This is a genomic window from Gordonia terrae, assembly GCF_001698225.1.
Classification (GTDB): domain Bacteria; phylum Actinomycetota; class Actinomycetes; order Mycobacteriales; family Mycobacteriaceae; genus Gordonia; species Gordonia terrae.
Genome location: NZ_CP016594.1, coordinates 1,424,837 through 1,448,813 on the forward strand (window position 1 = coordinate 1,424,837; position 23,977 = coordinate 1,448,813).

General features: G+C 68.3%; 19 protein-coding genes, 1 pseudogene and 1 riboswitch. Of the genes and pseudogenes, 12 read left to right on the top strand and 8 right to left on the bottom strand.

Going from position 1 to position 23,977, the window contains the following annotated elements; genetic code table 11:
• Positions 1-368 precede the first annotated feature (368 nt).
• Both BCM27_RS06480 and BCM27_RS06485 read left to right on the top strand, forming a co-directional pair.
• The gene (locus BCM27_RS06480; protein ID WP_081487008.1) at positions 369-1,433 is read left to right on the top strand and encodes a hypothetical protein; all 1,065 of its coding nucleotides are present in this window, start codon (positions 369-371) and stop codon (positions 1,431-1,433) included.
• Entirely contained in the window at positions 1,430-2,032 is a 603-nt protein-coding gene (locus tag BCM27_RS06485; RefSeq protein WP_004021352.1) for an NUDIX hydrolase, read from the top strand. The genes BCM27_RS06480 and BCM27_RS06485 overlap by 4 nt, the downstream gene beginning before the upstream one ends.
• A gap of 4 nt (positions 2,033-2,036) precedes the next feature.
• Here BCM27_RS06485 and BCM27_RS06490 read toward each other — a convergent pair whose 3' ends face one another.
• Positions 2,037-5,123: an ATP-binding protein gene (locus BCM27_RS06490; protein ID WP_004021351.1), complete on the bottom strand. Its 3,087-nt coding sequence runs from the start codon at positions 5,121-5,123 to the stop codon at positions 2,037-2,039.
• Positions 5,124-5,194: 71 nt separating this feature from the next.
• Between BCM27_RS06490 and BCM27_RS06495 the strand changes: the two genes are divergently transcribed.
• From BCM27_RS06495 to BCM27_RS06515, 5 genes are all read left to right on the top strand, one after another.
• Positions 5,195-5,890 (top strand): hypothetical protein, encoded by a 696-nt coding sequence (locus BCM27_RS06495; protein WP_033205033.1) that lies wholly within the window; start codon positions 5,195-5,197, stop codon positions 5,888-5,890.
• Positions 5,891-6,014: 124 nt separating this feature from the next.
• Positions 6,015-6,566: a YceI family protein gene (locus BCM27_RS06500; protein ID WP_004021349.1), complete on the top strand. Its 552-nt coding sequence runs from the start codon at positions 6,015-6,017 to the stop codon at positions 6,564-6,566.
• A gap of 224 nt (positions 6,567-6,790) precedes the next feature.
• Positions 6,791-8,506 (top strand): adenylate/guanylate cyclase domain-containing protein, encoded by a 1,716-nt coding sequence (locus BCM27_RS06505; protein WP_004021348.1) that lies wholly within the window; start codon positions 6,791-6,793, stop codon positions 8,504-8,506.
• A gap of 121 nt (positions 8,507-8,627) precedes the next feature.
• Positions 8,628-9,518: an oxidoreductase gene (locus BCM27_RS06510; protein WP_004021347.1), complete on the top strand. Its 891-nt coding sequence runs from the start codon at positions 8,628-8,630 to the stop codon at positions 9,516-9,518.
• A 91-nt stretch (positions 9,519-9,609) separates the two neighbouring features.
• Positions 9,610-9,957, top strand: a complete 348-nt coding sequence (locus BCM27_RS06515) for a hypothetical protein (RefSeq protein WP_004020261.1) — start codon at positions 9,610-9,612, stop codon at positions 9,955-9,957.
• A 33-nt stretch (positions 9,958-9,990) separates the two neighbouring features.
• On the opposite strand, the gene BCM27_RS06520 is transcribed toward BCM27_RS06515, so the two are convergent.
• The 6 genes and pseudogenes from BCM27_RS06520 to BCM27_RS06545 form a co-directional block, all read right to left on the bottom strand.
• Entirely contained in the window at positions 9,991-10,509 is a 519-nt protein-coding gene (locus tag BCM27_RS06520) for a hypothetical protein (protein WP_004020260.1), read from the bottom strand.
• Positions 10,510-10,774: 265 nt separating this feature from the next.
• Entirely contained in the window at positions 10,775-11,404 is a 630-nt protein-coding gene (locus BCM27_RS06525; RefSeq protein WP_004020259.1) for an alpha-ketoglutarate-dependent dioxygenase AlkB, read from the bottom strand.
• Between the two features lie 53 nt (positions 11,405-11,457).
• A pseudogene (locus BCM27_RS25740) lies at positions 11,458-11,742 on the bottom strand (GIY-YIG nuclease family protein).
• A gap of 389 nt (positions 11,743-12,131) precedes the next feature.
• Positions 12,132-13,850, bottom strand: a complete 1,719-nt coding sequence (locus BCM27_RS06535; protein WP_004020257.1) for a GMC family oxidoreductase N-terminal domain-containing protein — start codon at positions 13,848-13,850, stop codon at positions 12,132-12,134.
• A complete protein-coding gene (locus BCM27_RS06540) occupies positions 13,847-15,400 on the bottom strand; it encodes a flavin-containing monooxygenase (RefSeq protein WP_004020256.1) in 1,554 nt (517 codons plus the stop codon). The genes BCM27_RS06535 and BCM27_RS06540 overlap by 4 nt, the downstream gene beginning before the upstream one ends.
• Complete coding sequence (locus tag BCM27_RS06545) at positions 15,393-15,974, bottom strand: TetR/AcrR family transcriptional regulator (protein ID WP_004020255.1); 582 nt, start codon at positions 15,972-15,974, stop codon at positions 15,393-15,395. Before BCM27_RS06545 ends, BCM27_RS06540 begins: the two co-directional genes overlap by 8 nt.
• Before the next feature lie 105 nt (positions 15,975-16,079).
• A riboswitch (adenosylcobalamin (AdoCbl) riboswitch) is annotated at positions 16,080-16,161 on the top strand.
• 22 nt (positions 16,162-16,183) lie between these two features.
• Here BCM27_RS06545 and BCM27_RS06550 point away from each other — a divergent pair.
• The 4 genes from BCM27_RS06550 to BCM27_RS06565 are packed head-to-tail and all read left to right on the top strand — an operon-like array spanning position 16,184 to position 21,999.
• Positions 16,184-17,794 carry an ABC transporter substrate-binding protein gene (locus BCM27_RS06550; RefSeq protein WP_051987052.1) on the top strand — a complete coding sequence of 537 codons (1,611 nt, stop codon included), beginning with the start codon at positions 16,184-16,186 and terminating at the stop codon, positions 17,792-17,794.
• A 10-nt stretch (positions 17,795-17,804) separates the two neighbouring features.
• Entirely contained in the window at positions 17,805-18,779 is a 975-nt protein-coding gene (locus tag BCM27_RS06555) for an ABC transporter permease (RefSeq protein ID WP_004020253.1), read from the top strand.
• Positions 18,776-21,055 (top strand): ABC transporter ATP-binding protein/permease, encoded by a 2,280-nt coding sequence (locus BCM27_RS06560; RefSeq protein ID WP_004020252.1) that lies wholly within the window; start codon positions 18,776-18,778, stop codon positions 21,053-21,055. The genes BCM27_RS06555 and BCM27_RS06560 overlap by 4 nt, the downstream gene beginning before the upstream one ends.
• Positions 21,016-21,999 (top strand): LLM class F420-dependent oxidoreductase, encoded by a 984-nt coding sequence (locus BCM27_RS06565; RefSeq protein ID WP_004020251.1) that lies wholly within the window; start codon positions 21,016-21,018, stop codon positions 21,997-21,999. The genes BCM27_RS06560 and BCM27_RS06565 overlap by 40 nt, the downstream gene beginning before the upstream one ends.
• 165 nt (positions 22,000-22,164) lie before the next feature.
• Here the strand turns inward: BCM27_RS06565 and BCM27_RS06570 are convergent, their stop codons facing one another.
• Positions 22,165-23,331, bottom strand: coding sequence for a pyridoxal phosphate-dependent aminotransferase (locus BCM27_RS06570; RefSeq protein ID WP_004020250.1), 1,167 nt, complete (start codon positions 23,329-23,331; stop codon positions 22,165-22,167).
• Positions 23,332-23,424: 93 nt separating this feature from the next.
• On the opposite strand from BCM27_RS06570, the gene BCM27_RS06575 reads away from it, so the two are divergent.
• A complete protein-coding gene (locus tag BCM27_RS06575) occupies positions 23,425-23,976 on the top strand; it encodes a hypothetical protein (RefSeq protein WP_004020249.1) in 552 nt (183 codons plus the stop codon).
• Position 23,977 lies beyond the last annotated feature (1 nt).

Here is a 23,977-nt window from a genome sequence, read left to right on the forward strand (position 1 = left end):
CGCTCGGTGCCGGCTCAACCAGCGGAAGGGGGCACCTGGTCAACCAGCGGGAGGGGGCACCTGGTCAACCAGCGGGAGGGGGCACCTGGTCAACCAGCGGGAGGGGGCACCTGGTCAACAGCCGGGAGGGGGTGCCGGCTCAACCAGCGGGCGGGGGCACCTGGTCAACCAGCGGGAGGGGGTGCGGGGAGTGGTCGCCAGGTGGTTTCGACTCGGCGCCTCGCTTCGCTCGGAGCCGGCTCAACCAGCGGAAGGGTGTGCCGGCTCGACCAGCGGGGGATGGGTGGTTTCGACGAGCTCAACCAGCGGGGGTGGGTGGTTTCGACAAGCTCGACCAGCGACGACGGCCAACCGGCCATACTCGTTCAATGAGAACTCGCGCGACCACGGTGGTCGTCCGCAGCGTGTACGGCACCGCGGCCGTCGAGTGGTTCCTGATCATCGCGATCGCGACGATCATCGTCACCAGGCTGTACCTGCACCTGACCGGGTATCCGCAGATCGGCGGCGGCACCCTGCACATCGCGCACGCGCTGTGGGGCGGGGCGCTGATGATGCTGGCGCTGATCACCGGTTGGCTGTTTCTCGGGGCGACGGCGCGGATCGTCGCGATCGTGCTCGGCGGCATCGGTTTCGGGTTGTTCCTCGACGAGGTCGGCAAATTCGTCACCCGCACCAACGACTACTTCTACGGGCCGTCGGCGGAGATCATGTACGTGCTCGTCGTGATGATCCTGTTGATCAGCCGCGTCGTCCGAGATGTCCAGCGACCCACCGGCGCCGAAGCGCTCGCCAATGCGGCGGTCATCGCGGCCGACGGTGTCGCACACGGGCTTCCGGAGCGCCGACGACGCCAAGCCGAAGAGTTCCTCGTCGTCGCGGAGGACAAGGGCCTCGATGCCGAGACGATCGGTCACATCCGGGCGCTCCTCGAGTCGAGCGAGGGCACGCCGGACCGGTTGATGCGGCTCCGCGACCGCGCGGTGGCGTTGATCCCCGGCTTCTTCCGGAGTCCCCGATGGATTCCCGTCGTCGGCTGGGGATTGGTGGTGGCCTCCGGGCTCACCATCGTCGTCGGCGTGTTGAGCTTCTACTTCACCGGGGATCGCAGCGAGGAACTCGACATCTACATCGAGCTCACCGGCAGTACTCCCGCCACGTGGATCCTGCTGGTCAGCGGCATCATCACCCTGGCGCTGGCCCTGCCGGCAATGGTCGCGCGTGGACGCGGGGTGGCCTCGGCGGGACCGCTTCGCGGGCTGCGTATCGCGGCGTTGGTGTTCATGCTGTCGAACGCCCTCGTCGACTTCGCGCTCGAAGGGTTCGGTGCCCTGTTCAACCTGGCCCTCGGGCTGTTCGCACTCAGTATCGTGAGCTATCACCTCACGCAGGCGGTCACGACGGATGGCCGACATGATCAACTGAGGGTGTGACTACTCTCGATCGGGCCGTGGCCGCCGCGCGCGTCGACGCCTTTGACCGGCGCACCGCCGACGTCCCGGACGCCCGCGCCGCCTCGGTCGTCCTCGCCGTCGCCGAGAAGGACGGACGCCAGGGCATCTGGCTGTCCAAACGCCCGGCAACCATGCGCCGCCACGCCGCGCAGTTCGCCCTGCCGGGCGGTCGGCTGGACCCCGGTGAGGACCATGTCACGGCCGGTCTGCGTGAACTCGACGAGGAGCTCGGCATCCAGTTGCCCCCGAGTTCGGTGCTCGGTGCGCTCGACGACTACCCGACTCGCTCAGGGTTCGTGATCACCCCGATCGTCTGCTGGGCCGAGGAGTACCAGGAACCGACGCCCAATCCCGACGAGGTGGCCCTGCTGTTCTTCGTCACCTTCGAGGAACTGCTCGTCGAACCGCGATTCCTCACGATTCCACAGTCGGATCTGCCGGTCATCCAGCTGCCCATCGTCGGCTCCCTCGTCCACGCGCCGACGGCTGCGGTCATCTACCAGTTCGCCGAGGTGGTCCTGCGGGACCGACACACCCGGGTCGACGGCTTCGAGCAGCCGGTGTTCGCCTGGAAGTGAGGCGTCAGCCGTCGCCGAGTCGATGCTCGGCGCGCCGCAGGTAGGGACGGGCGCCGGTGTCGCGCGCGACCCGTATGGCCTCCCGCAGATCGGCCGAGCCATCCATCCCGACGATCTGGCGTGCTGTTCCTCGATAGAGCGTCACCGGACCCAGGCACACGAGTCCAGGCCACTGCACCAGAAGGCCCGACGACCAGTCCGCGGTGAACGGCTCGATGCGTCCGCAGATCTCGCGCGCGGCATCGCGGTGACGGGGATCGCACGAGATCGCGTACAGCGTCTCGATCAACAGCGGAACCCGGGCGACCACCCGCGAACCCGTCCACCCACCGGCGTCCGCGGTGAGCTCGGTCGCCAGGTCGAGGGCGCGGTCGAGGTCGCCGCTCTCGGCGGCGCCGAGAGCGATGACGAGGGCGAAGTCCTCGTCGACCTCTTCCGCGAGCGCGTCGAACGGCGGCAGCGCCGAGGCGAGGTCGCCTCGATGCCACGCCGCGATCGAGGCGCTGGTCGCCATCGAGGACTCGGCGAGAAGCCTTGCACGGTCCGACAGTTCGCCGACCGTCGCCGCGAACCGTTCGGTCAGCCTCGTGCTGGTCTCATGATCGCCGCGCAGGAGCGCGATCATGACCTGCCACCACAACTGCATGGTCTCCGCGTCGGTGCCGCCACCTCGTCCAGCGAGTCGGGTGAACTCGGTCGACAGCCGCCGCGCCAGACGGAGGTCACCTGCCTCCAGCGCACACACACGTTGTAGGTGGAGTGCGGTGAGGCGCTTCTGGATGTCGCCCGCCGACAGTTCGTACAGCTCCCGCGCGATCTTGCGCCGATCCGCCAACCGGTCGGGAACCCACCGGACGAGGAAGTCGGCGAGCGCGATCTCGAAATCCACGGCGCCGCCGCCGTGGACGACCCGTGCGGCCCCGAGGTGATCGTCGGCGCCCGGCAAGCCGAGGACCGTCAACCGGGCTGCCTCCGACGCGTGCAGGCGCGCCGACACCTCTGGGGCCAACGCGTCGCCGTGTGTCAGCGCCTCACGGGCCAGCGCGGCGTCGTCGGCCTGCACGACGCCATAACCGGACCAGTAACCCGCGACCCCTCGGGGGGTCGACAGCAGCGCGGTGTCGGCGAGGGAGCGCCAGTCCCGCGCAGCCCGACTCGGAGCTGCGGCCGATTCGAGAGAAGCAGCCGCGGAATCGAACTCGCCGACACGGAGGGCGGCCTCACCGGCGATCCGGTGCAGCTCGACGGTCGACGACGGGTCCAGCCCGGGAAGGGAGAGCCCGCAACGGGCCAGGTCGAGCGCGCGATGGTCCGCCGACGCGGACAATGCGCGATGAGCCGCCCGGATACACGCCTGAGTGGCAACGGCGATCGATGCCACGTCGACGGTGCCCCGGAACTCGCTTCTCAGAGGAATGAGGTCGGCCAGCAGGCCGCTGCGCCGCGCCTCGTCGCCCACGCCCCGACCGAGAGCATCGGCCACCTCGGTGACCACGTCGTCGGGGAGTTCACCTCCGGCCACCGCAGCGATGGTGACGAGTGCACGCGCGGCGTCGGACAGGTCGTCGAAGCGTGTCGAGATCATCGATCGGACCGGTTGGTTCCGATCCCACGATCCACCGGCCGCCGCTGCAACGCACAACTGTTGCGCCAGAGCGGGATTGCCGAACGAGCGGGCGACCAGCGTCTCGGCGTCGAGGTGTTCGGTCTCGCCGAAGTCGCCGAGGCGCTGATCGATGAGGGCGCGGATGTCGTCGGTGCCGAGCTCGCGCAGACGCAGGTCGGCGACCGGGCCGTGCCGATCCAGCGTTGACCGGAGGATTCGGACGGGCTCGGCGTCCGGGTCGCGGGAGGTGACCAGTACCGCTATCGGTGCCTGTCCGATGCCTGCCAGCACCCGGCCCAGCACACGCGCGGAGTCGGTGTCGAGCCATTGGGCGTCGTCGACGAGCAGCACCGATCGCCCGAAAGCGGCGACGTCAGACCAGATGTGGGCGGTGAGGTCGGTGACGATTCGCCCGGCCGGGATGGACGTCGTCGGGCCGGATACGGGTGACTCGCCGAACAGTTCCTCGAGTCCGCCGAACATCGGTCCGGGCGGCCCGGGGCGGCCGATGAAGCGGCGCGCGGTCGCACCGTGTCGGGAGACGAGGTGTTCCACGAGCGCGGTCTTCCCGATGCCCGACGGCCCGACCACGACCGCACCCGCGGGACGACCCGTACTGGCGTTCCAGACCTGTTCGAGGACAGCGTGTTCCGCGGTGCGGCCGAACAGTTCGCGTGTCGTCCGGGCCGGCGACGGTCGCGCGGCGGCAGGGGAGGTCCGCATGACCACGGGCGACGGGTCGAGCAGATCGACTTCGAGGGCGACGGTATCGGGGTGTGGATCGAGACCCAGGTCGTCGCGCAGGCCCTGCCGGAGCAGGCGCAGCACGTCGAGGGCGTCGACAGTGCGTCCGTCGTCGTGCAGTGCGTGGGCAAGTGTCCGCGCGGCGCCCTCGCGGTAGGGATGGCGTCGGCACAGCGGCGTCAGCAGCGCCACCGAACGACGGTGCTCGCCCACGGTGCGCAGCGCGTCGGCGGCGGTCTCGGTGAGTTCGGCCCGCATCTCCTCGAGTCGGACGAGTTCGGGTGCGATGTCGGGGATGTCGGCGATCTCCGGAACCGGATCGCCGCGCCAGAGTTCCAGGGCTCGGCACAACACCTCTGCGCCGGCCCGAGGGTCGGTCCGGATCAGCTGCAGTCCTTCTTGTCCGAGTTTGTCCAGCAGGTCGAGGTCGGTGACCGCTCCGTCGCAGCGCAACACGTATCCCGCGGGCACGGTGTCGATGCGCACGACAGCGGTGGGTCCGAGCGTCCGGCGCAATCGTGAGACGTAACCGTGCAACGTGCTCACCGCCGATGCCGGTGGACGACCGCGCCACAGCAGTTCGGTCACCCGCTCGGGGGAGCACGCCGTGCGTTCGGCGGTGAGGATGGCCAGCAATTCGGCGTGTTTGCGGGCCGTCATCGTGATCGGCGACCCGTCGGCGGCCGTCACCGACAAAGGGCCCAGGACCCGGATCGCCAGTTGTGGATCGGAAGCCAACACACGCGCCGTTCGTCGGGCCGCACCAGTCGCGCACAAGGCTAACACCAGTGGGGGCAGTCAGCGTTGCGGTCATGACTACCACCGCACACACCCAGAACCAGAACGACAACGCGACCGGCGCCGATGGTCCCGGCCCGTTCCGCAGTCCGAGTTGGCAGGTCCTGCGCCGCCTCAGCGGGGGCGCCCTGACGTTCGGCGGGCTCGCCTGCATCGCCGGCGGCACCCTGCACCCCATCGTCGACGGCGAAGCCCATTCGGTGCAGGCGCTACAGGGGGCGGGCGCGCCATGGGCGCAGATCCTGCTCGCGATCGGCACGACCCTGCTGCTTCTCGGCCTGCCCGGGATGTATGCGTGGCTGGCGCCCCGGATCGGGATCGCCGGACTGATCGGCCTCGTCGCCTACGCGGTCGGCAACCTCGTCACCGCGACCGGTCACCTCACGATCGAATTGTTCGTCGCGTATCCCTTTGCGCATGATCCGGACAAGGCCGCGCTCATCGCTGCCGACGACTCGATGCTGGGCACCACGGCCTTCGAACTGCTCAACACGGTCGGCGGCCTCGTGATGCTCGCCGGGATGGGGATCTTCGGCGTCAGCCTCATCCGCAACCGGGCGGTACCGCTCTGGATCGGGATCCTGACCGTCGTCGGCATGGTCGGGTTCATGCTGCCTATCCCGGCGATCGCCGGGATCTCCGGCTTCATCTACGAGGCGCCCCGCGGCATCGCCATCGCCGCGATCGGAGTGTTGATGATGCGGAGGTGACGTAGATCACATACGCGCTCGGGATGAAATCGGACCGCGGTCCGGTTAGTGTCTGGTGATGGGTCGCGAAGGCCCACAGCCACCATTCGAGACCCGAACGAACACTTCTTGGAAGGACCACGACATGACCTCCGCAACCACCGTCAAGGCACCCGTCCCCGCCGGCACCTGGACCATCGACGCCGTGCACTCGGCGATCAACTTCACCGTCAAGCACCTCATGGTCAGCAAGGTCCGCGGTAGCTTCGACACCTTCTCCGGCACCATCACGGTCGACGAGAACGGCACCCCGGCCGTCCAGGCCGAGATCGACGTGACCTCGATCAACACCCGTAACGAGCAGCGCGACGGCCACATCAAGTCCGCCGACTTCTTCGACGCCGAGAAGTTTCCGACGGCCACCTTCGTGTCCACCGGCGTGCGTCAGAACGGCGACGACTACCTGCTCGACGGCGACTTCACCCTGAAGGGCGTCACCAAGCCCGTCACCCTCGAACTCGAGTACCTGGGGACCAACCCCGGCATGGGCCAGGGCACCGTTGCCGGCTTCGAGGCGAAGATCGTGCTCAGCCGCAAGGAGTTCGGCATCGACATCGAGATGCCGCTCGAGGGCGGTGGCGTCGTCGTCGGCGACAAGATCACCATCAACCTCGAGATCGAGGCCCTGCAGGCCTGATCCGCACCTGACCCCCGAATGGACCGGCACCGTGAGGTGCCGGTCCATTCGGGGTTTCGACACGCCGCGTGGCCGCTTCGCGTCCGCGTGGCGGCTCAACCAGCGGGGGATGGGCGCGTGGCGCCTGGTCGAAGCCACCTGGCTTGCGACAAGGGTCGTTGGACACCTCTGCGCGGCGCCTCCTTGGGTAGGCTGCGGAGAACGCCGTCAGGCAGGAGAGGCCGATGGGACGACCACGCCGGACCCGTCGTGGTGCGTCGTGGATGCGTCTGCGCCGACGCACCGCGGGTTTTCTGTGGGGCGTGTCGACGGTCCCGAGTCCGCGCGGATGGGCCCGGATCGGGCCGACGATGCGCAGCAAGATCGCTCTTCACGCCACCGTCACTGCGATGACGGCCGTGATCGCCAGCAATGCGGTGATCGGCGTCGAGACCTTCCTGCTCGTCCAACTCGCCTTCAACGGCGGACAACTGACCTTCGACGAGACGCTGGGTGCGCCGAATTTCCCGGTCGTCGTAGGGGCGATCGTCGTCGGTATCCTCACCAACCTGCTGCTCGGAATGCTCGCGGTCCGGCCTCAACTGCGCTGGTTCATCAGCTGCCAACCCGCCGACCATGCCCGACGACGCGCAGTGCAGCGGATACCGATCGTGCAGCTCGGGGTCACGGTCGTCTCCTGGAGTGCGGCAGCCCTGTTCTACGTGTTCATCGCCGAGGAACTGACGACCGCGACCGTCGCGGGCGTCGCGGTGGCCTTCGCGCTGGCCGGTATGTCGAGCGCTTGTCTCACCTACCTGTTCGCCGAGCGCGCCGCCCGGCCCCTGGCTGTCGTCGTTCTCGAGGATTTCCCGACGAATCACGTGATGAACGGTGTGCGGGTACGGATGCTGGCCGTGTGGGCCGTGAGCTCGGCGGTGCCGATGGTCGGTCTGCTGACCGTCAACGCAGGCCGGTGGACCGGTCTGTTGCCCGACGTCTACGGTGCCGTCGACTGGACGACGGTGATCCTGTGCCTGGTGGGTCTCGCATCGGGAGCCCGTGTCATCGCGCTTGTCGGACAAGCGATCACCGACCCGTTGACCGAGATGCGCCGCGCGGTTCACCGCGTCGACCACGGGGACTACAAGGCACGCGTGCCCGTCTACGACTCATCGGAACTCGGCGTGCTGCAACACGGTTTCAACCAGATGGTCGAAGGGCTCGCCGAACGTGACCGCATGCGTGAGATCTTCGCGCGACACGTCGGCGACACCGTGGCCGATCTCGCGATCTCCGACGGGGTCGGCATGCACGGCACCAACAAACGAGTCGGCGTCCTCTTCGTCGACATCGTCGGATCGACCGGACTGGCGCAGCAACGCAGTCCCGATGACACCGCCGCGCTGCTCAATGCGTTCTTCAGCATCGTCGCCGACGTCGTCGACCAGCACTCCGGCTTCGTCAACAAATTCGAGGGCGACGCCGCGCTCGCCGTCTTCGGCGCACCCGTCGAGATCGACGACCCGGCCGGCGCCGCGTTGGGAGCGGCCCGCGATCTCGCCGACCGCCTGGCCAGCAGCCTCGACATCCGTTGGGGGATAGGCGTTTCCTACGGCGAGGCGTTCGCGGGCAACATCGGCGCCGAACGGCGCTACGAGTACACCGTCATCGGCGACCCGGTGAACGAGTGCGCCCGGTTGTCCGACATGGCCAAGACCGGGCGGATCCCGGCGCTGGCGAGCGGGGCGGCCGTCGAGTCGGCAGGCGAGGAAGCCGAGGAATGGAAGCTTCTCGGTACTCGGATCATGCGCGGACGCTCGGAGCCAACCGCCTTCTACGCGCCGATCCAGCTCGTCGAGCGGCTCGGATCGTCGACCAATCTGATCGCGGAACTGTTGCGGCCTGCCCGGCGGATCGTCGGCGCGAATCCGTTGCGGCTGACGACATTCTTCGGCGGGTAGGCCCGCCGAACGCCGGGGACGTCCACGGCGACTCGTTGACGTCGTCCCGGCCGGTCAATAGCGTGGGCCGCATGGACCCGGCGTCGGTGCCGGGCCTGACAACGCATCCCAGGGGGTCGTGATGAGTGGTTGGACGAATTCAGATGTGCCGGACCAGGCGGGCCGGACGTTCGTGGTGACCGGCGCCAACAGCGGTCTCGGCTATCAGACCGCCAAGGTCCTGGTCCGCGCCGGCGCCGACGTGGTCCTCGCGTGCCGGAACACCGCGAAAGCCGACGCCGTGGCGTCGGAGCTGGGGCCGAAGGCGACCGTCGCCAAACTGGACCTCGCCGACCTCGAATCGGTGCGCAGCTTTGCCGCCGGGATCACCGGCGCCGACGTCCTCATCAACAACGCGGGGCTGATGGCGGTGCCGTTCCGGCGCACCGCCGACGGGTTCGAGATGCAGATCGGCACCAATCATCTCGGGCACTTCGCCCTGACCGCGCTGCTGCTGCCGAAGATCACCGAGCGCGTGGTGACCGTGTCCTCGACGATGCACCAGATCGGCGACATCCAACTCGACGACCTGAACTGGGAGCAGCGCCGCTACCGCCGGTGGCGGGCCTACGGCGACTCGAAGATGGCCAACCTGATGTTCGGCAAGGAACTCGCCGCGCGGCTGGCCGCGGCCGGGTCGTCGAAGAAGTCGTTGATCGCCCATCCCGGTTATGCGTCAACGGAATTGCAGGGCAGGAGTGAGAACTTCTCCGACTTCTTCGCGAAGCTGGGCAACAAGCTGCCGATCGCCCAGCCGGCGGCCGACGGTGCACTGCCACAGCTGTACGCGGCGACCGTGCCGGACGCGGAGTCCGGGACGTTCTTCGGGCCCACCCAGATGTTCGGCATGCGCGGTGCGCCCGGTCGGAGCGGTTACAAGAAGGCCGCCGACAAGGCGGAGTTCCGAGCGGCGCTCTGGGAAGAATCCGAGCGCCTGACGGGTGAGAAGTTCGACGTCGGCGCCGCGGGCTGACGAATGGAGTCGCCACGCGATTCGTTCCCATGATCGGACGAATTGTGTTCGGGATCGAGAACTTCGGATGTTGGTGCCATAAATTCTCGGCATGACTCTGTCGAAAGTCTGGTTGCGAATCGTCCTCGGCGGCGCCGCGTGTGTTGCCGGCGCGGCATTGTCCACCGTCTCGGCTCCGTCGGCGTCGGCCGAACCCACCGGATGTGTGGCGGGTTCGGCGTTCGTTGTCGCGGCGTCGTACTGCAGTGGCGGGACGGGAGAACACAGGGTCGAAGCGGCCTGCGTCGTACCTTCGCTCTACGCCACGTTGTTCACAGCCCCCGGACCCTGGACGGCGCCTGGCCAGCTGTCCGTCGTGACGATCGGTGCGCCGACGACGTCGCCGACTGCGGCCGGGAGCTGCGTTCTCCCGGTCTTCGCCGGAACCGGGACGCGCTGACACCGAACGCTCGGCCGACGTCCGGCGACGTGACTACTGGACGCTGAACGCGATGCTGTTCGACGCACCCGAGATGGTGTCGGTGACGCGGATGGTGAAATCGCCCGCGCCCTTGAAGAAGTAGGACTTCACCGCAGTGCAGTCCTGCGTTTTGAACAGGGAAGCCTGCTTGGGGACCTTGGGTCCGGACAGACGGACCTCCATGCGGCACTCGTTGCCGTCGACGATCGGCCCGGCGTCGATGATCGAATTCCAGCGCACACCCAGACGCGAGTTCTTCGGGTAGGTGTTGGGCACGATCGCCTGGGTCTTGTCGGGCGTGTAGACCCACACATTGATCGACTTGATGCCGTTCGGCGCGCCGGGACGACCGAGCTTGCCGTAATGCGTCACCTTGTCGCCGCCTGACGAACCGAGCGCGGCGCTGCCGGAGTCGAGGCTGCCGCTCGCGCTTCCGAACAGTGTGTCGAGCGGGCTCGCGGTCGCCGGCGCGACCGGCAGGGCCAGGGCGGCGGTGGCGAGCAGGGCGGCGGCGATACGGGTGCGCTTCATGACTTCTCTCGGTCCTCGCGGTTTATAACGAAATGATTAAAGCACGATCGCCCGCTGGTTGACCCGGCACCGAGCCGAAACCACTTGGCGACCTACCCCGCCGCTCGGCTGGCAGGAGAGCCCTACCCCCGCTGCTCGGCTGGCAGGAGAGCCCTGCCCCCGCTGGTCTCGGCGAGCGGGAGAGCCCTACCCCCCGCTGGTTGAGCCGGCTCCGAGCGGAGCGAGGCGCCGAGTCGAAACCACTTGGCGACCGCAACGGCCCACATCACCACACCCCGGGCGGCCTCAGTTGAATGCTGATCCGGGCGCCGACACCACGCACCTTGGGGACCGTGTGCTCCCAGGTGCGTTGGCAACTCCCACCCATGACGAGCAGGTCGCCCGACGACAGCGTGAACTTCAGTGACCGCCCACCACCGCGGGGTCGCAGCATGAGGGGGCGAGGTGAACCGAGCGAGATGATGGCGACCATCGTGTCGTGTGTGGACGCCCGGCCGATCCGGTCACCGTGCCACGCAACCGAGTCATTGCCGTCGCGGTAGAGGCTGATCCCGGCCGTCGAGAATCCCTCGGGCAGTTCGTCGCGGTAGTGCTCGGTCAGCGCGGTGCGTGCGTCAGTGATGATCGGATCGGGGAACAGGTGATCGGCCTGGTAGATGGCGACAAGCCGCGGGACCTCGACCACCCGCTCGTACATACGACGTCGCTCGGCCCGCCAGGGGACGCATTCGCTGAGTCGGTCGAAGAGTTCGTCGGCGCCCCTGATCCAGCCGGGACACAGGTCGACCCACGCTCCCTCGGTGAGCGGGCGCCGCGAGATCGAGGTCGCCAGGTTTCCGAGCGTCGGCTCCGCTGACTGCTCAGAGAACAAGGAGCCTTGGGTACCGAGGGACATGGCTGCAGGGTACACCTGAATAGCACGTGTGTTCGAGTATTCTGCGCCTGCCGTCACCTCCCATCCGCGCGCGACAGTTCCGGCAGCAGGTCGAGCCGGCCCTCGATGAGTGCGGTCCGCTTCGCGCGCGACCAGCCATGGATGCGACGCTCTGCTGCGTAGGCCTAGCCGATGTGCGGGAATTCCTGCTGGTAGACGAGCCGGACCGGCCGACGAGGACGCGTGTAGCGCGATCCGTTCCCCGACTGGTGCTGGTCGAGTCGATGCTCGACGTCCCGGGTGCTGCCGACGTACAGCGTGCCGGCGGAGCATTCCAGGATGTAAAGGAACCCGCTCATGACTCGAGAGTGGTCCCTGTTGGTCCAGAGGGCGTGACTGTGTCCACAGCTGACGAACTCTGCGCCGCCTCCATACACAGGCGCGTCTCGCGTACGGGCTGGGTTGGGAGGTCGGGTCACCAGGTGGTTTCGACTCGGCGCCTCGCTTCGCTCGGTGCCGGCTCAACCAGCAGTGGGGGACTGCCGGGTCAATTAGCGGGGGTGCCGCCAGGTGGTTTCGACTCGGCGCCTCGCTTCGCTCGGTGCCGGCTCAACCAGCGGGGGGTGGGTGCCGGCTCCACCCAGCGGGGGAGAGTGCCGGCTCCACCAGCGGGGTGGTCACCAGGTGGCTTCGACTCGGCGCCTCGCTTCGCTCGGTGCCGGCTCAACCAGCAGTGTGGGCTTCCGGGTCAACCGGCGCGGGTGGCGTCGGACACCGGCGTGATCGGCAGACGCAGCGCGCCAGGGGCGTGTGCGGGGACGGTCGGACGGTGGGGTTCCACCGGCTCGACGGGACGGTACGACGCTCCGAGCTCGGGGCGCGGGTCGGCCTCCCCGGCATTGGGCCACATGGCGAGCGCGCGCTCCGCCTGTGCGGTGATCGTGAGCGAGGGGTTGACGCCGAGGTTGGCCGAGACGGTCGCGCCGTCGACGATGTGCAGGCCCGGGTGATCGAACACCCGGTGGTAGGGGTCCACCACGCCGTCCTGTGCCGACCGTCCGATCGAGCAACCGCCCAGGAAGTGAGCGGTCATCGGGATGTTGAACAGGTCGACGATGGAACCGCCTGCGTCGCCGTCGATCTCACGAGCGACAGCCCGGACCGCGTCGTGTCCCTCCGGGATCCACGTGGGCGGTGGATCGCCGTCGCCCTGCCTGCTACGCAGCATCGGGCCGAAACGGCCTCGCCGGGAGAACAGTTCGAGCGAATTGTCGGCACTCTGCATGACGAGCGCGATGATGGTGCGCTCCGACCAGCGCCGTACGGAGAGGCCGCGCATCGTGATCACCGGGTGGCGGACCATCTCGATCAGCGCCTGCAGCAGCCGGGGCAGCGGACCACCACCGTCGACGAGAATCGCCTGCAACAATCCGATCAGGTTGCTGCCCTTGCCGTATCGCACCGGCTCGATGTGCGTGTGTTCGTTGGGATGGAACGACGACGTGATCGCCACACCCTCGGTGTAGTCGGTCTCGAGGTCGCGCGCGGTGGCGGCCAGTACCGCCTCGGAGTTGGTGCGGACCACCTTGCCCAGGCGCGACGACAGCCCGGGCAGGTGTCCGCCCTGCTGCATGTCCAGCAGGAGCTTGTTGGTGCCGTACGTGCCGGCGGCGAACACCACGTGATCGGCGGTGAACGTGCGGCGCCCGCGGCGCGACCAGCGGCGACCCGACCGGTGCGCCTCCACGACGTACCCGTCGCCCGAACGGGGACGGACGGTGTCGACGGTCGTCATCGGGATGATGTGCGCGCCGGCCTGCTCGGCCAGGTACAGATAGTTCTTGACGAGCGTGTTCTTCGCCCCCACCGGGCATCCCGTCATACAGGCGCCGCAGTCGGTGCAACCGGTGCGTGCCGGACCGGCGCCACCGAAGAAGGGGTCCTCGACGGTCTTGCCTGCCTCACCGAAGAACACGCCGACGGGGGTGTGGACAAAGGTGTCGCCGACCCCCATCTCCTCGGCGACCTTGCGGATCACGCGGTCGGCCGGCGTCACCTTCGGGTACGTGGTCACACCGAGCATTCGCGACGCCTGGTCGTAGTACGGGTCGAGCTCGGACGCCCAGTCGGTGATCGACCCCCAGTGCGGATCGTCGAAGAAGGCGGGCAGCGGCCGGTACAGGGTGTTCGCGTAGTTCAGCGATCCGCCGCCGACGCCGGCACCGGCCATCACGAGCACGTCGCGCAGTAGGTGCATGCGCTGTACGCCGAACAGTCCCAGCGCGGGCGCCCAGACGTAGTCCTTGAGGCGCCAGCTCGTCTTGGGCAGGTCGCCGTCGGAGAAACGCCGTCCGGACTCGACAACCGCGACCCGGTAGCCCTTTTCGGTGAGACGCAGGGCCGCAACCGAACCGCCGAAACCGGAGCCGATGACGATGGCGTCGTAATGGTCTGGGGTCGAACTCACGGTGCGACGGTCCTCTCGGTGTCGGGTTCGGTTGCGTCGGTGGCGGCCGCGGGTGGGATCGCGGCGTCGAATCGGTGATCGGCCGGGTCGAACGACGACATCATCCGGCGGAAGTCGCTCGTGAACTTCGGCCACATCACCGAGTTTCGTCCGGTGGAGTCGAGATACCAGCTCGAGCATCCGCCCGAATTCCATACGGTGCGTTCGAGTTCGGGATCGAGGTCGGCGTTGTACCGGTCCTGGGCGGTGTCGGTGACCTCGAAGGTCGAACGGCCGCTGCGGGACAGCTCGGAGAGTGCCTTGCTCATGTAGTACGCCTGCGGTTCCAGCATGAGCACGATCGAGCTGTGACCCAGATTGGTGTTGGGGCCGTACAGGAAGAACAGGTTGGGGAAGCCGTGGATCTCGACGCCGCGGTAGGCGCGCGGCGATCCCGCCCACGCCTGGGCCAGGGTGCGCCCGTCGCGTCCGGTGATCGCCGACGCGATCGGCGGTTCGGTGGGTGTGAACCCGGTCGCGAACACGACCGTGTCGACCTCGTGTTCGCGGCCCTGGTCGTCGACGGCGCCGCGTGCGGTGAGGCGGGTGATCGCGCCGGTCACCGTTGCATTGTCGCGCTGCAATGCGGGGAACCATTTGTTGGTCAACAGCATCCGCTTGCAACCGATGGTGTAGTCGGGGGTGAGCCGACGGCGCAGGTCGCCGTCACGGACCTGGATCCGCAGCTGCGCCAGCGCGATGGTCTTGGCGATCGGGAGCAGTTTGGGGTTGCGGGCCATCATCAGGACGTAGGCCTCGCGATAGGTCCACACCATCCGCCGGACGAGCCGGTGGACACCGGGGACGCGGCGATAGAGTGCGCGTTCGAGGGAGCCGATGGTGCGGTCCAGACGCGGCACGACCCAAGCGGGAGTGCGCTGGAAGACCGTGAGATGTCCGACCTCGTCAACGATCTCGGGCACGATCTGGATCGCCGACGCGCCGGTGCCGACGATCGCGACGCGACGTCCGCGGAGGTCGTGGGAGTGGTCCCACTGAGCGGAGTGGAACACGGTGCCGGTGAACTCATCGGCGCCGGCGACCGGTGGCAGACCCGGCTCGGACAGCGCTCCCGGCGCCGCGACCAGGTAGCGGCAGCGGATCTCGCCATCCGTTGTGACCACGATCCATTCCTGCGCCGCGCCGTCCCAGTGAGCCGATGTGAGTGCACAGTTGTAACGGATCTGGTCGGCGAAATCGGCTGCGACCGAACGCAGATACTGGTGGATCTCGTGGCGGCGACCGTAGGTGTTGGACCAGTCCGGGTTGGGGGCGAAGGACAGGGAGTACAGCGACGTCGGGACGTCGCAGGCCGCGCCCGGGTAGTCGTTCTCGCGCCAGACCCCACCCGCGCCGTCGCCACGTTCGATGGCCAGCGTCTGCAGCTGCGGATGATCCGTGCGAAGACGATGCAGGGCGGCGAGACCGCCGAACCCGACGCCGACGACGAGGACGTCCACGCGCCGGGGCAGCGTGTTCTGCTGCGGGAGAGTCGGACTGGGTTCAGTCATGGGTCAGGAGTTCCTTCCATACGGGCAGGAGGTGGTCGAGCAGCGCGCGGTCGGCGTCGGGTGAGCGCAGGATGCGCGACACCGCCAATCCGCGTGCGAGTTCGATGGAGAGTTCGAGTTCCGCGGCGGTGTACCGGTCACCGAACAACTCGGCACAACCGACGGCGAGTGCGTCGGACACCTGCTGTTCCAGCGGGATGATCGCGGTTCGCAATCCGACGTCGCAGCGGGCGGCGACCCACAGCTCGAGAGCGGCGTCGAACAGCGGGCCGCTGAACGCCTCGATGAGTATCTCGAGTCCCTCGTGACCCGTCCGGGGCCGCGACAGGATCTCTGCCAGCCGACGCTCGACCAGGTGTCCGACCGCGGCGACCACCAGTGATTCCCGGGTGGGGAAGTGATGCAGGAGAGCGCCGCGGGAGATACCTGCCCGGCGGTTGACCTCCTGCGTCGTGGTGGCGGCGTAGCCGACGTCGACCAGGGCGTCGACGGTCGCGTCGAGGATGAGCGCACGCGTGGTCGCGGTGCGTTCGGCCTGCGTGCGTCGGCGCGGGGCTCGGGTGGGCTCGGTCACATCGACGACGATAGCACAAACAGTCCGGACTGCTTGTAAGTTCCGGAGATCATCCACCGCACGCCGCATGCGATGTCGTGATTGGCCACTCCGTACGATGACCGGGACGCAAGGGAACCCGGTGCGAATCCGGGGCTGTCCCGCAACTGTGACCCGACCTCGATCGGGAAGCCAGATCGCTTGCGTCTTCGCGACCCACGAGGATGGACATGAAAAATTCAAGATCGACAGCTGCGCACGCAGCTCCCGAATTGACCCGACGCCGGCTGCTACGCGGAGCCGGTGGGATCGCCGGCCTCGCCGGTCTCGGCGCGGTGGGCCTGCTCGCCGGTTGTGCCGACCGGCCGAGCCCGGCAGGCGCTCCGAGCGGCGGTACCCCGGTCCCCGGCGGCACGTTGCGCGTCGTCTTCGCGGGCACCTCGGCGACCGCCGATGTCCTCGACCCGCACGTCGTCGGCCACTCGGCGGGTGGCGCACTGTCCAAGGCGGTGTGGGATCACCTCGTCGACTACAACAACGACCTCACCCTCGACTATCGGCTCGCCGAGTCGCTGGAACCCAACGCCGACGGCTCGCAGTGGCGGATGGCGCTGCGCCGGGGCGTCGAGTTCAGTGACGGTTCGCCGTTCACGTCTCGCGATGTCATGTGGAGTCTCGAGCGCATGCTCGACGAGGAGAAACCGTCGGCCGGTGACCTCGACATCATCGACCTGTCCCGCACCAGGCCCGACGGCGATCACGCCGTCGTGGTGTCGATGAGAGAACCCGTCGCCGACTTCGGTTCGGTGCTCGCCGGTTGGTACGTCTACGTGATCAAGGACGGTACGACGGAATTCACGCCGTCGTCGCTTCCCGTGGGGACCGGCCCGTTCGTTCTGGAGTCGTGGTCGCCGGGCGACCGGTCGGTGTTGACCCGCAACGAGAACCACTGGGATCAGCGGCCCCACCTCGACGGGCTGGAGATCCTCCAGGTCGCCGAAGCCGACGCCAGATTCAACGCGTTCGGCTCGCAGGAGGCCGACGTCGTCTACGAACTCTCGCCGGCGCAGGGCAACATCCTGCGATCGCAGTCCGACGTCTACCTCGTGACGCCGCCGGTGGGCACGATGAGCTCGTTCACGATGCGTACCGACCTCGCGCCGTTCGACGATCCGCGAGTACGGGAGGCCCTCAAGCTGTCGGTGGACCGGCAGGCGATGGTCGACAAGGTGTATTACGGGTTCGCCGAGGTCGGCAACGACCTGTACGGCAAGGGCGCACCGTTCTACGCCGACATGCCGCAACGCGCGTACGACCCGGAACGGGCTCGCCGCCTGCTCCGAGAGGCGGGCAAGGAGAACCTCGTCGTCACCCTGCACACCGCGGACGTCAGTCCCGGCCAGTTGGCCTCGGCGACCCTCTTCGCCGAGCAGGCCAAGGCCGCCGGGATCACCGTCAACCTCGCTGTCGAGCCGGGCGACACCTACTTCTCCCAGGTCGTCGGGTCAAAGCCCCTCACCCAGTCCGGTTGGTGGAACTACAGTCTGGACTACTTCTACGGGCAGACCCTCACCTCGGACGCCCCGGCCAACGCGACCGCCTGGCGTCGTCCTGCGTGGGATGCCACCTTCGCCCAGGCTCGCGCCGAGATGGACCCGGCTCGCCGTGGTGAGTTGTACCGGGAACTGCAGGACGAACTCTGGAACGACAGCGGTTACCTCATCCACAGTTTCGCCCTGCAGCCGACGGGCGTCCGCAACACCGTGCAGGGCATCACCGACGGGGTGCCCGGCACCGGGCAGTGGGCCTCCTTCACGGGCACCTGGCTCCAGCAGCGCTAGGGGACTCGTCGTGTTGCGGTATGTCGCGGGCCGGTTGGCCGGGGCGTTGGCCGTGCTCGCTGTCGTTGCGGTGTCGATCTTCGTGCTCTTCGAACTGCTCCCGGGTGATGCCGCCACGACCCGGTTGTCGAGAGGAGCCGCGGGCCAACCGGATCCGGCTCAGGTGGCCGCTCTGCGCGCGGAACTGGGACTCGATCGTCCGGCAGTCGTACGGTTCCTCGACTGGGCAGGCGGTTTCCTCACCGGGGACCTCGGCGTGTCGCAACTCTCGGGCCGTCCGGTCGCCGAGATCCTCGACGGGCGACTCGCGAACTCGGTGATCCTCGCGATCGTCACCGTCGTCGTCCTGGTCCCGGCGGCGCTGGCGATCGGCGTCGCCGCCGGCGCACGGCCGGGTTCGCGCTGGGACCGGTTGCTCAGTACTGCGGCGCTCGCGGCGGAATCCGTCCCCGCGTTCGTGGTCGGTGTCGTACTGATTGCCTGGGTGGCGATCGGGATGGGGGTGCTGCCCGCGGTGTCGCTCGTACCGACGGGCACATCGGCGCTCGACCGTCCGGAGGTGCTGGTGCTACCGGTGCTGTGCCTGCTCATCGGGCTGGCACCGCATCCGGTGCGACTCGTCCGCGCCCGGATGACGGAAGCGATGCGCGCGCCGTACATCTCGGCGGCGCGGGCGAACGGGGTCGGCGAATTCCGGCTCGTCGTGCGTCATGCGGCGCCCAACGCGATCTCCGCGTCGGTGCAACCGCTGGCGGGAGCCGTCGTCGGGCTCGTCGGCGGTATCGCGGTCATCGAAGTCGTGTTCGCGTATCCGGGTGTGGCGCACGAACTCCTGCGGGCCATCTCCGGACGCGATCTGATCTTCGTGCAGTCGGTGGCGGTGCTGTTGGCCGCGTACGGGCTGCTCGTGTATCTCCTCGCCGACCTCGTGGCGCTCGGCTCGTCGCCGGCCGCACGGGGTGTCATCGGACGCAGCCGGTCATGAGCACGCGCTGTCGACGGCTCGTCGGCCCCGCTGCGGTGTTGGGCGTCCTCGTGATCGTCATTGTCCTCGGGCCGTTCGTCGCACCGTTCTCGCCGACCGCGATCGCCTCGGTGCCGTTCGAGACACCGTCGTCGAACCATTGGCTCGGAACCGATTTCGTCGGACGCGACGTCCTGTCACGCGTTCTACACGGTGGTCACCGGCTAATACTGATGACCGCGGTCGCGCTGTCGGTGTCGTACGTCGTCGGCGTTCTCCTCGGAGTCACCGCGGGAATGTCACGCCGGCTCGACGGCTGGGTGATGCGCCCGGTCGACGCGATCACCGTCCTGCCATGGTTTCTCCTGCTCGTGGTCATCGCGACGACGATGGGGAAGGGCCCGGTCGCGGTGTGCCTCACCGTCGGAGTCGCGACGGTGCCATGGGTGGCGAAGATCGTGCGGACGGCGACGATCGAACTCATGGACGCGGGTTTCGTCGAAGCCGCGATCGCCCGCGGCGAGACACTGCGATGGATCGCGGTGGCCCAGGTACTGCCGAACCTGCGGCCGGTGTTGCTGGCCGACGCCGGGATACGGGTCTCGGGAACCATCGCGCTCGTCACCGCGGGCAGCTTCCTCGGTCTCGGAGTGACTCAGCCACAGCCGGACTGGGCGTTGATGGTCACCGAGAACAAGGGCGGGATGGCGTTGACCCCCTGGCCGGTCGTCGTGCCTGCCGTATGCATCGCAGCGCTGGTCGTGGCGGTGAACCTGCTCGTCGACCGGTTGTCCGAACCCCCCGAGCCCTCACCTCGTGGTCCGCGACAACGTGTCCGGCGGCCGCTGGGCCGTCCGGATGCCACGGCCGGGAACCCGATATCGGTGTCGGGGCTCACGGTGGCGGCACCTGATGGCACCCCGCTCGTCGCGATCGACGCTCTCGAGGTCCGCCGTGGCGAGACCCTGGCCGTCGTCGGACCCTCCGGTGCCGGAAAGACCACGACGGCACTCGCTCTCGTCGACGCGCTGCCACCCGGATTCGTCACCGCCGGGACCGTGCGTGTGCAGGCTCCCGCCGACGGCGGTCGACGGCTCGGATACGTACCGCAGGACCCCGGTACCTCGCTCAACCCGTCCATGCGGATCGGTTCGGCCCTCCGAGAAGTCCGACGCGCCCACCGGTCGCGTCGTGCCCGGGACATCGAGATCCTGCTCGCCGAACTCGGATTGCCGACGGACCGCGAGTTCCTCCGCAGGTATCCGGCGCAGCTGTCCGGCGGCCAGCAACAACGGGTTCTGCTCGCGATCGCCCTCCTCGGCTCCCCGGGCGTGCTCGTCCTCGACGAGCCGACGAGCGGTCTGGACGCGGCCACGGCGGACGAACTGGTCGGGGTGTTGGACCGTCTCCGCAGTGGACGCACGGTCATCGTCATCACCCATGACCTGCACCGTATCTCGCGTATCGTCGATCGAGTCGTGATGCTCGACGGCGGGCGGATCACCGGCGAGTACCAGGCCGACGAGTTGCCTGCATCGCATGTTCCGGCGGCGGTGGCGCCCGCGGCCCGATTCGTCGACGACGCCGGCCCACGCGTCGTCGTGCGCGGCGTCACGGCAGACCATGGCCGCGCCACCGTGCTGCACGACGTCTCGTTCGAGATCGGGCGGGGCGAGTGTCTGGCGATCGTCGGACGTTCGGGCGCCGGAAAGTCGACGCTCGCGCGGTGTCTGGCGGGTTTGCATCCCCCGACCGACGGTGAGCTGCTGCTCGACGGCGCGCGCCTGGCGTCGACCGCCCGTGACCGCAGCATCGATCAGCGGCGCGCGATCAGCATGGTCTACCAGAATCCGCGACGCAGCCTGGACCCCCGGCGGACGGTCGGCCGGGAACTGCGCCGGGTACTCCGGGTGTTGCGCGGACTCGACGGCGTTGCCGCGGACCGCGAGATCGCGTCATTGCTGGCGGCGGTCCACCTCGGCCCGGAGATGCTCGATCGCCGCCCCGGCGAGTTGTCCGGCGGCCAGATCCAGCGCGTGGCGATCGCACGGGCACTCGCCGGCGGTCCGGACGTCCTGATCTGCGATGAGATCACGTCGTCGCTGGACGAGGTGGCCGCGGATGCGGTCCTGAGGATCCTCGAGGAACTCCGGGCGACGGGAACCTCGATGCTGCTGATCTCCCACGATGCGCAGACCGTGCGGCGGATGGCCGATCAGGTCCGGACGATGATCGACGGCCGCGTAAGTTGGACGTCATGCGATTCGGACTCTTCATTCCGCAGGGCTGGCGTCTAGATCTCGTGGGTGTGGACCCCGCGGACCAGTGGGGGGTGATGTCCTCGGTCGCCGACCGCGCCGAGTCGGGCGGATGGGACTCGGTCTGGGTCTACGACCACTTTCACACCGTGCCGCTGCCGACGGACGAGGCCACCCACGAGGCCTGGACCCTGGTGGCCGCACTGGCCGCCACCACCAGTCGCGTGGAGATCGGCCAGATGTGCACCGCGATGAGTTACCGCAACCCGATGTACCTGGCCAAGGTCGCCGCCACCGCCGACCTGATCTCCGGCGGTCGCGTGCAGATGGGCATCGGCGGCGGTTGGTACGAACACGAATGGCGCGCATACGGATACGGATTCCCGTCGGCGGGCGAGCGCCTCGCGCGGCTCGACGAGGGCGTGCAGATCATGAAACAGGCCTGGGAACAGGGCCGCGCGACGCTCGACGGCAAGCACTACACCGTCGACGACGCCATCTGCGCCCCGCAGCCCACGGCCGGACGGCTGCCGCTGTGGATCGCCGGCGGCGGGGAGAAGAAGACGCTGCGGATCGCGGCGAAGTACGCGGACTACACCAACTTCGACGGCACACCCGACGGATTCGTGCACAAATCGGCAGTGCTGCAACAGCATTGCGCCGACCTCGGACGCGACTTCGAGGCGATCACCCGCTCGGCCAACTACAACATCATGCTCGGCGAGACCGAAGCCGAGGTGGAACGCAAGCTCGCCGACCTCGAAGCCCGGCTCAGCAAGACGGTCGGGCCCGACGCGGCTGCCGGCAGCATGGGCGCGTTCCGCGGTATGCCCGGCGTCGGCACCCCGGAACAGGTCGCGGAGAACCTCCGCGGCCTCGCCGATGTCGGTCTGGCATACGGGATCTGCTACTTCCCGAACATCGCCGTCGACCGCGAGGACCTCGAGTTGTTCGAGGAGCGAGTGGTTCCGGCGCTGCGCTGAGTGGCTTCGGTCGCCTGGTGGTTTCGACTCGGCGCCTCGCTTCGCTCGGTGCCGGCTCAACCAGCGGGGGTGGGCGGCTCGCTTCGCTCGGTGCCGGCTCAACCAGCGGGGCTGGGCGGTGCCGGCTCAACCAGCGGGGGCGGTGCCCGCTCGATCAGCGAAAGATCAGAGCCGCCGAAGTCGTTCGGCGGCCTCGGCGATGACCTCGTCGCGTTTGGCGAAGGCGAACCGGAGCAGGTGGTGCCAGGGTTCGCGGTCGTCGGTGAAGACGCTCACCGGCACCGCGGCGACGCCGATGCGCTCCGGTAACGACCGGCAGAACTCGATGCCGTCGTCGACGCCGAGCGGCCGTGGGTCGGCGCAGACGAAATATGTTGCTTCGCTTCGGTGTACGGCGAAGCCCGCGTCGGTCAGGGCGGTCGAGATCAGGTCGCGTTTAGCCTGTAGTGCGAGAGCTGACTCGCGTACCCAACCCATCTCATGTTCCAGGGCGTGCGCGACCGCGGGCTGGAACGGTCCGGAGCCCACGTAGGACATGTACTGCTTCGCCGTCCGTGCCGCGGCGATCAATTCGGGCGGCCCACTCACCCAGCCGACCTTCCAGCCGGTGCAGTTGAAGGTCTTCGCAGCGCTGGAGATCCGCAACGTCCGTTCCCGCATACCCGGCAGCGTCGCCAGCGGGGTGTGCGTCCGGCCGTCGAAGACGAGGTGTTCATAGACCTCGTCGGTGACGGCGACGACGTCGTGTTCGACGCAGAGTCGGGCGATCTCGGCGAGGTCGCCGGGCGACAGGACGGTCCCCGTCGGGTTGTGCGGGCTGTTGACCAGCACCATCGATGTCTTCGGCCCGAAGGCCGCGGCGAGCCGTTCGCGGTCCAGGCGGAAGCCGTCGCCGTCGGGTACCAGCGGTACGACGCGTCGCACGCCGCCGGCCATCGCGACGGTGGCGGCGTAGGCGTCGTAGTACGGCTCGATCATGATCACCTCGTCACCCGGTTCCACCAGGCCGACGACCGCACCCGCGATCGCCTCGGTCGCGCCGACCGTGATCAGCACCTCGCGATCCGGGTCGTAATCCAGCCCGTACAGGTCGTGCTGCGTTCGCGCGACCGCGTGCCGCAACTCCGGCACCCCGATACCCGGCGGGTACTGATTACGTCCGTCGGTGATGGCCTGGCGCGCGGCGTCGAGCATCGACGCCGGCCCGTCGGTGTCCGGGAAGCCCTGGCCGAGGTTCACGGCGTCGTGGTCGACCGCCAGCGCCGACATCTCGGCGAAGATCGTCGTGGCGAACGGACGGAGCCTGCGGGTTGTCCTGTCCTCGAATGACATGGATCCCACAGTGGCACAGGTCCACTGTGTGCGGACACCGGACCGCGTCCGAATGACGGGGTCGACGACCCCGCCGGGGCGTACGATCCGTGCATGAAAAACCCAGCAGAGGTGAAGAAGCCCGCCGGACGGGTTCGGGTGCTGGCGGCGATCGCGGGGTGCGCTGCACTGTTCGCCGTGGCGGCCTGTTCGTCGGTCGAGCGCGTCACGAACAACGTCTCCGAGCCCTCGGATGTCGCGATCGGGGAGTGCGTGGAGGTCCGCGAAGCCGACGGTAGCTCCACCGTGGAGGCGACGAAGACCGATTGTGACGGTGACGGAATGACATTCGTCGCCACCCAGGTGATCCCCGGCGAATGCGGCGAATTCGAGAATTACCTGACCTTCCCGAAGACCGCCGACAAGCTGTGCCTGATGCCGAACTTCGCCGACGGCCAGTGCTACCAGATCCCACAGTCGGCGGGCGGGTCGCTGGTCGACTTCGCGAAGATCGACTGCGCGGGCACCGCAGAATCCGGATCGGCGATCTACCGCGTCGACGCCAGCGGTGACGGCTCGCTGGAGTGCACCGAAGAACAGCTCAAGGCCACGTACGAGGTGCCCGAACCACGCGCGTTCTGCATGACCTCGGTGGGAGACGCCTGAC

Coding starts and splice junctions, on each gene's coding strand:
- BCM27_RS06480 (WP_081487008.1), top strand. CDS start 369: ATGAGAACTCGCGCGACCACGGTGGTCGTCCGCAGCGTGTACGGCACC.
- BCM27_RS06495 (WP_033205033.1), top strand. CDS start 5,195: ATGACTACCACCGCACACACCCAGAACCAGAACGACAACGCGACCGGC.
- BCM27_RS06500 (WP_004021349.1), top strand. CDS start 6,015: ATGACCTCCGCAACCACCGTCAAGGCACCCGTCCCCGCCGGCACCTGG.
- BCM27_RS06505 (WP_004021348.1), top strand. CDS start 6,791: ATGGGACGACCACGCCGGACCCGTCGTGGTGCGTCGTGGATGCGTCTG.
- BCM27_RS06510 (WP_004021347.1), top strand. CDS start 8,628: ATGAGTGGTTGGACGAATTCAGATGTGCCGGACCAGGCGGGCCGGACG.
- BCM27_RS06515 (WP_004020261.1), top strand. CDS start 9,610: ATGACTCTGTCGAAAGTCTGGTTGCGAATCGTCCTCGGCGGCGCCGCG.
- BCM27_RS06520 (WP_004020260.1), bottom strand. CDS start 10,509: ATGAAGCGCACCCGTATCGCCGCCGCCCTGCTCGCCACCGCCGCCCTG.
- BCM27_RS06525 (WP_004020259.1), bottom strand. CDS start 11,404: ATGTCCCTCGGTACCCAAGGCTCCTTGTTCTCTGAGCAGTCAGCGGAG.
- BCM27_RS06540 (WP_004020256.1), bottom strand. CDS start 15,400: ATGACTGAACCCAGTCCGACTCTCCCGCAGCAGAACACGCTGCCCCGG.
- BCM27_RS06550 (WP_051987052.1), top strand. CDS start 16,184: ATGAAAAATTCAAGATCGACAGCTGCGCACGCAGCTCCCGAATTGACC.
- BCM27_RS06560 (WP_004020252.1), top strand. CDS start 18,776: ATGAGCACGCGCTGTCGACGGCTCGTCGGCCCCGCTGCGGTGTTGGGC.
- BCM27_RS06565 (WP_004020251.1), top strand. CDS start 21,016: ATGCGATTCGGACTCTTCATTCCGCAGGGCTGGCGTCTAGATCTCGTG.
- BCM27_RS06570 (WP_004020250.1), bottom strand. CDS start 23,331: ATGTCATTCGAGGACAGGACAACCCGCAGGCTCCGTCCGTTCGCCACG.
- BCM27_RS06575 (WP_004020249.1), top strand. CDS start 23,425: ATGAAAAACCCAGCAGAGGTGAAGAAGCCCGCCGGACGGGTTCGGGTG.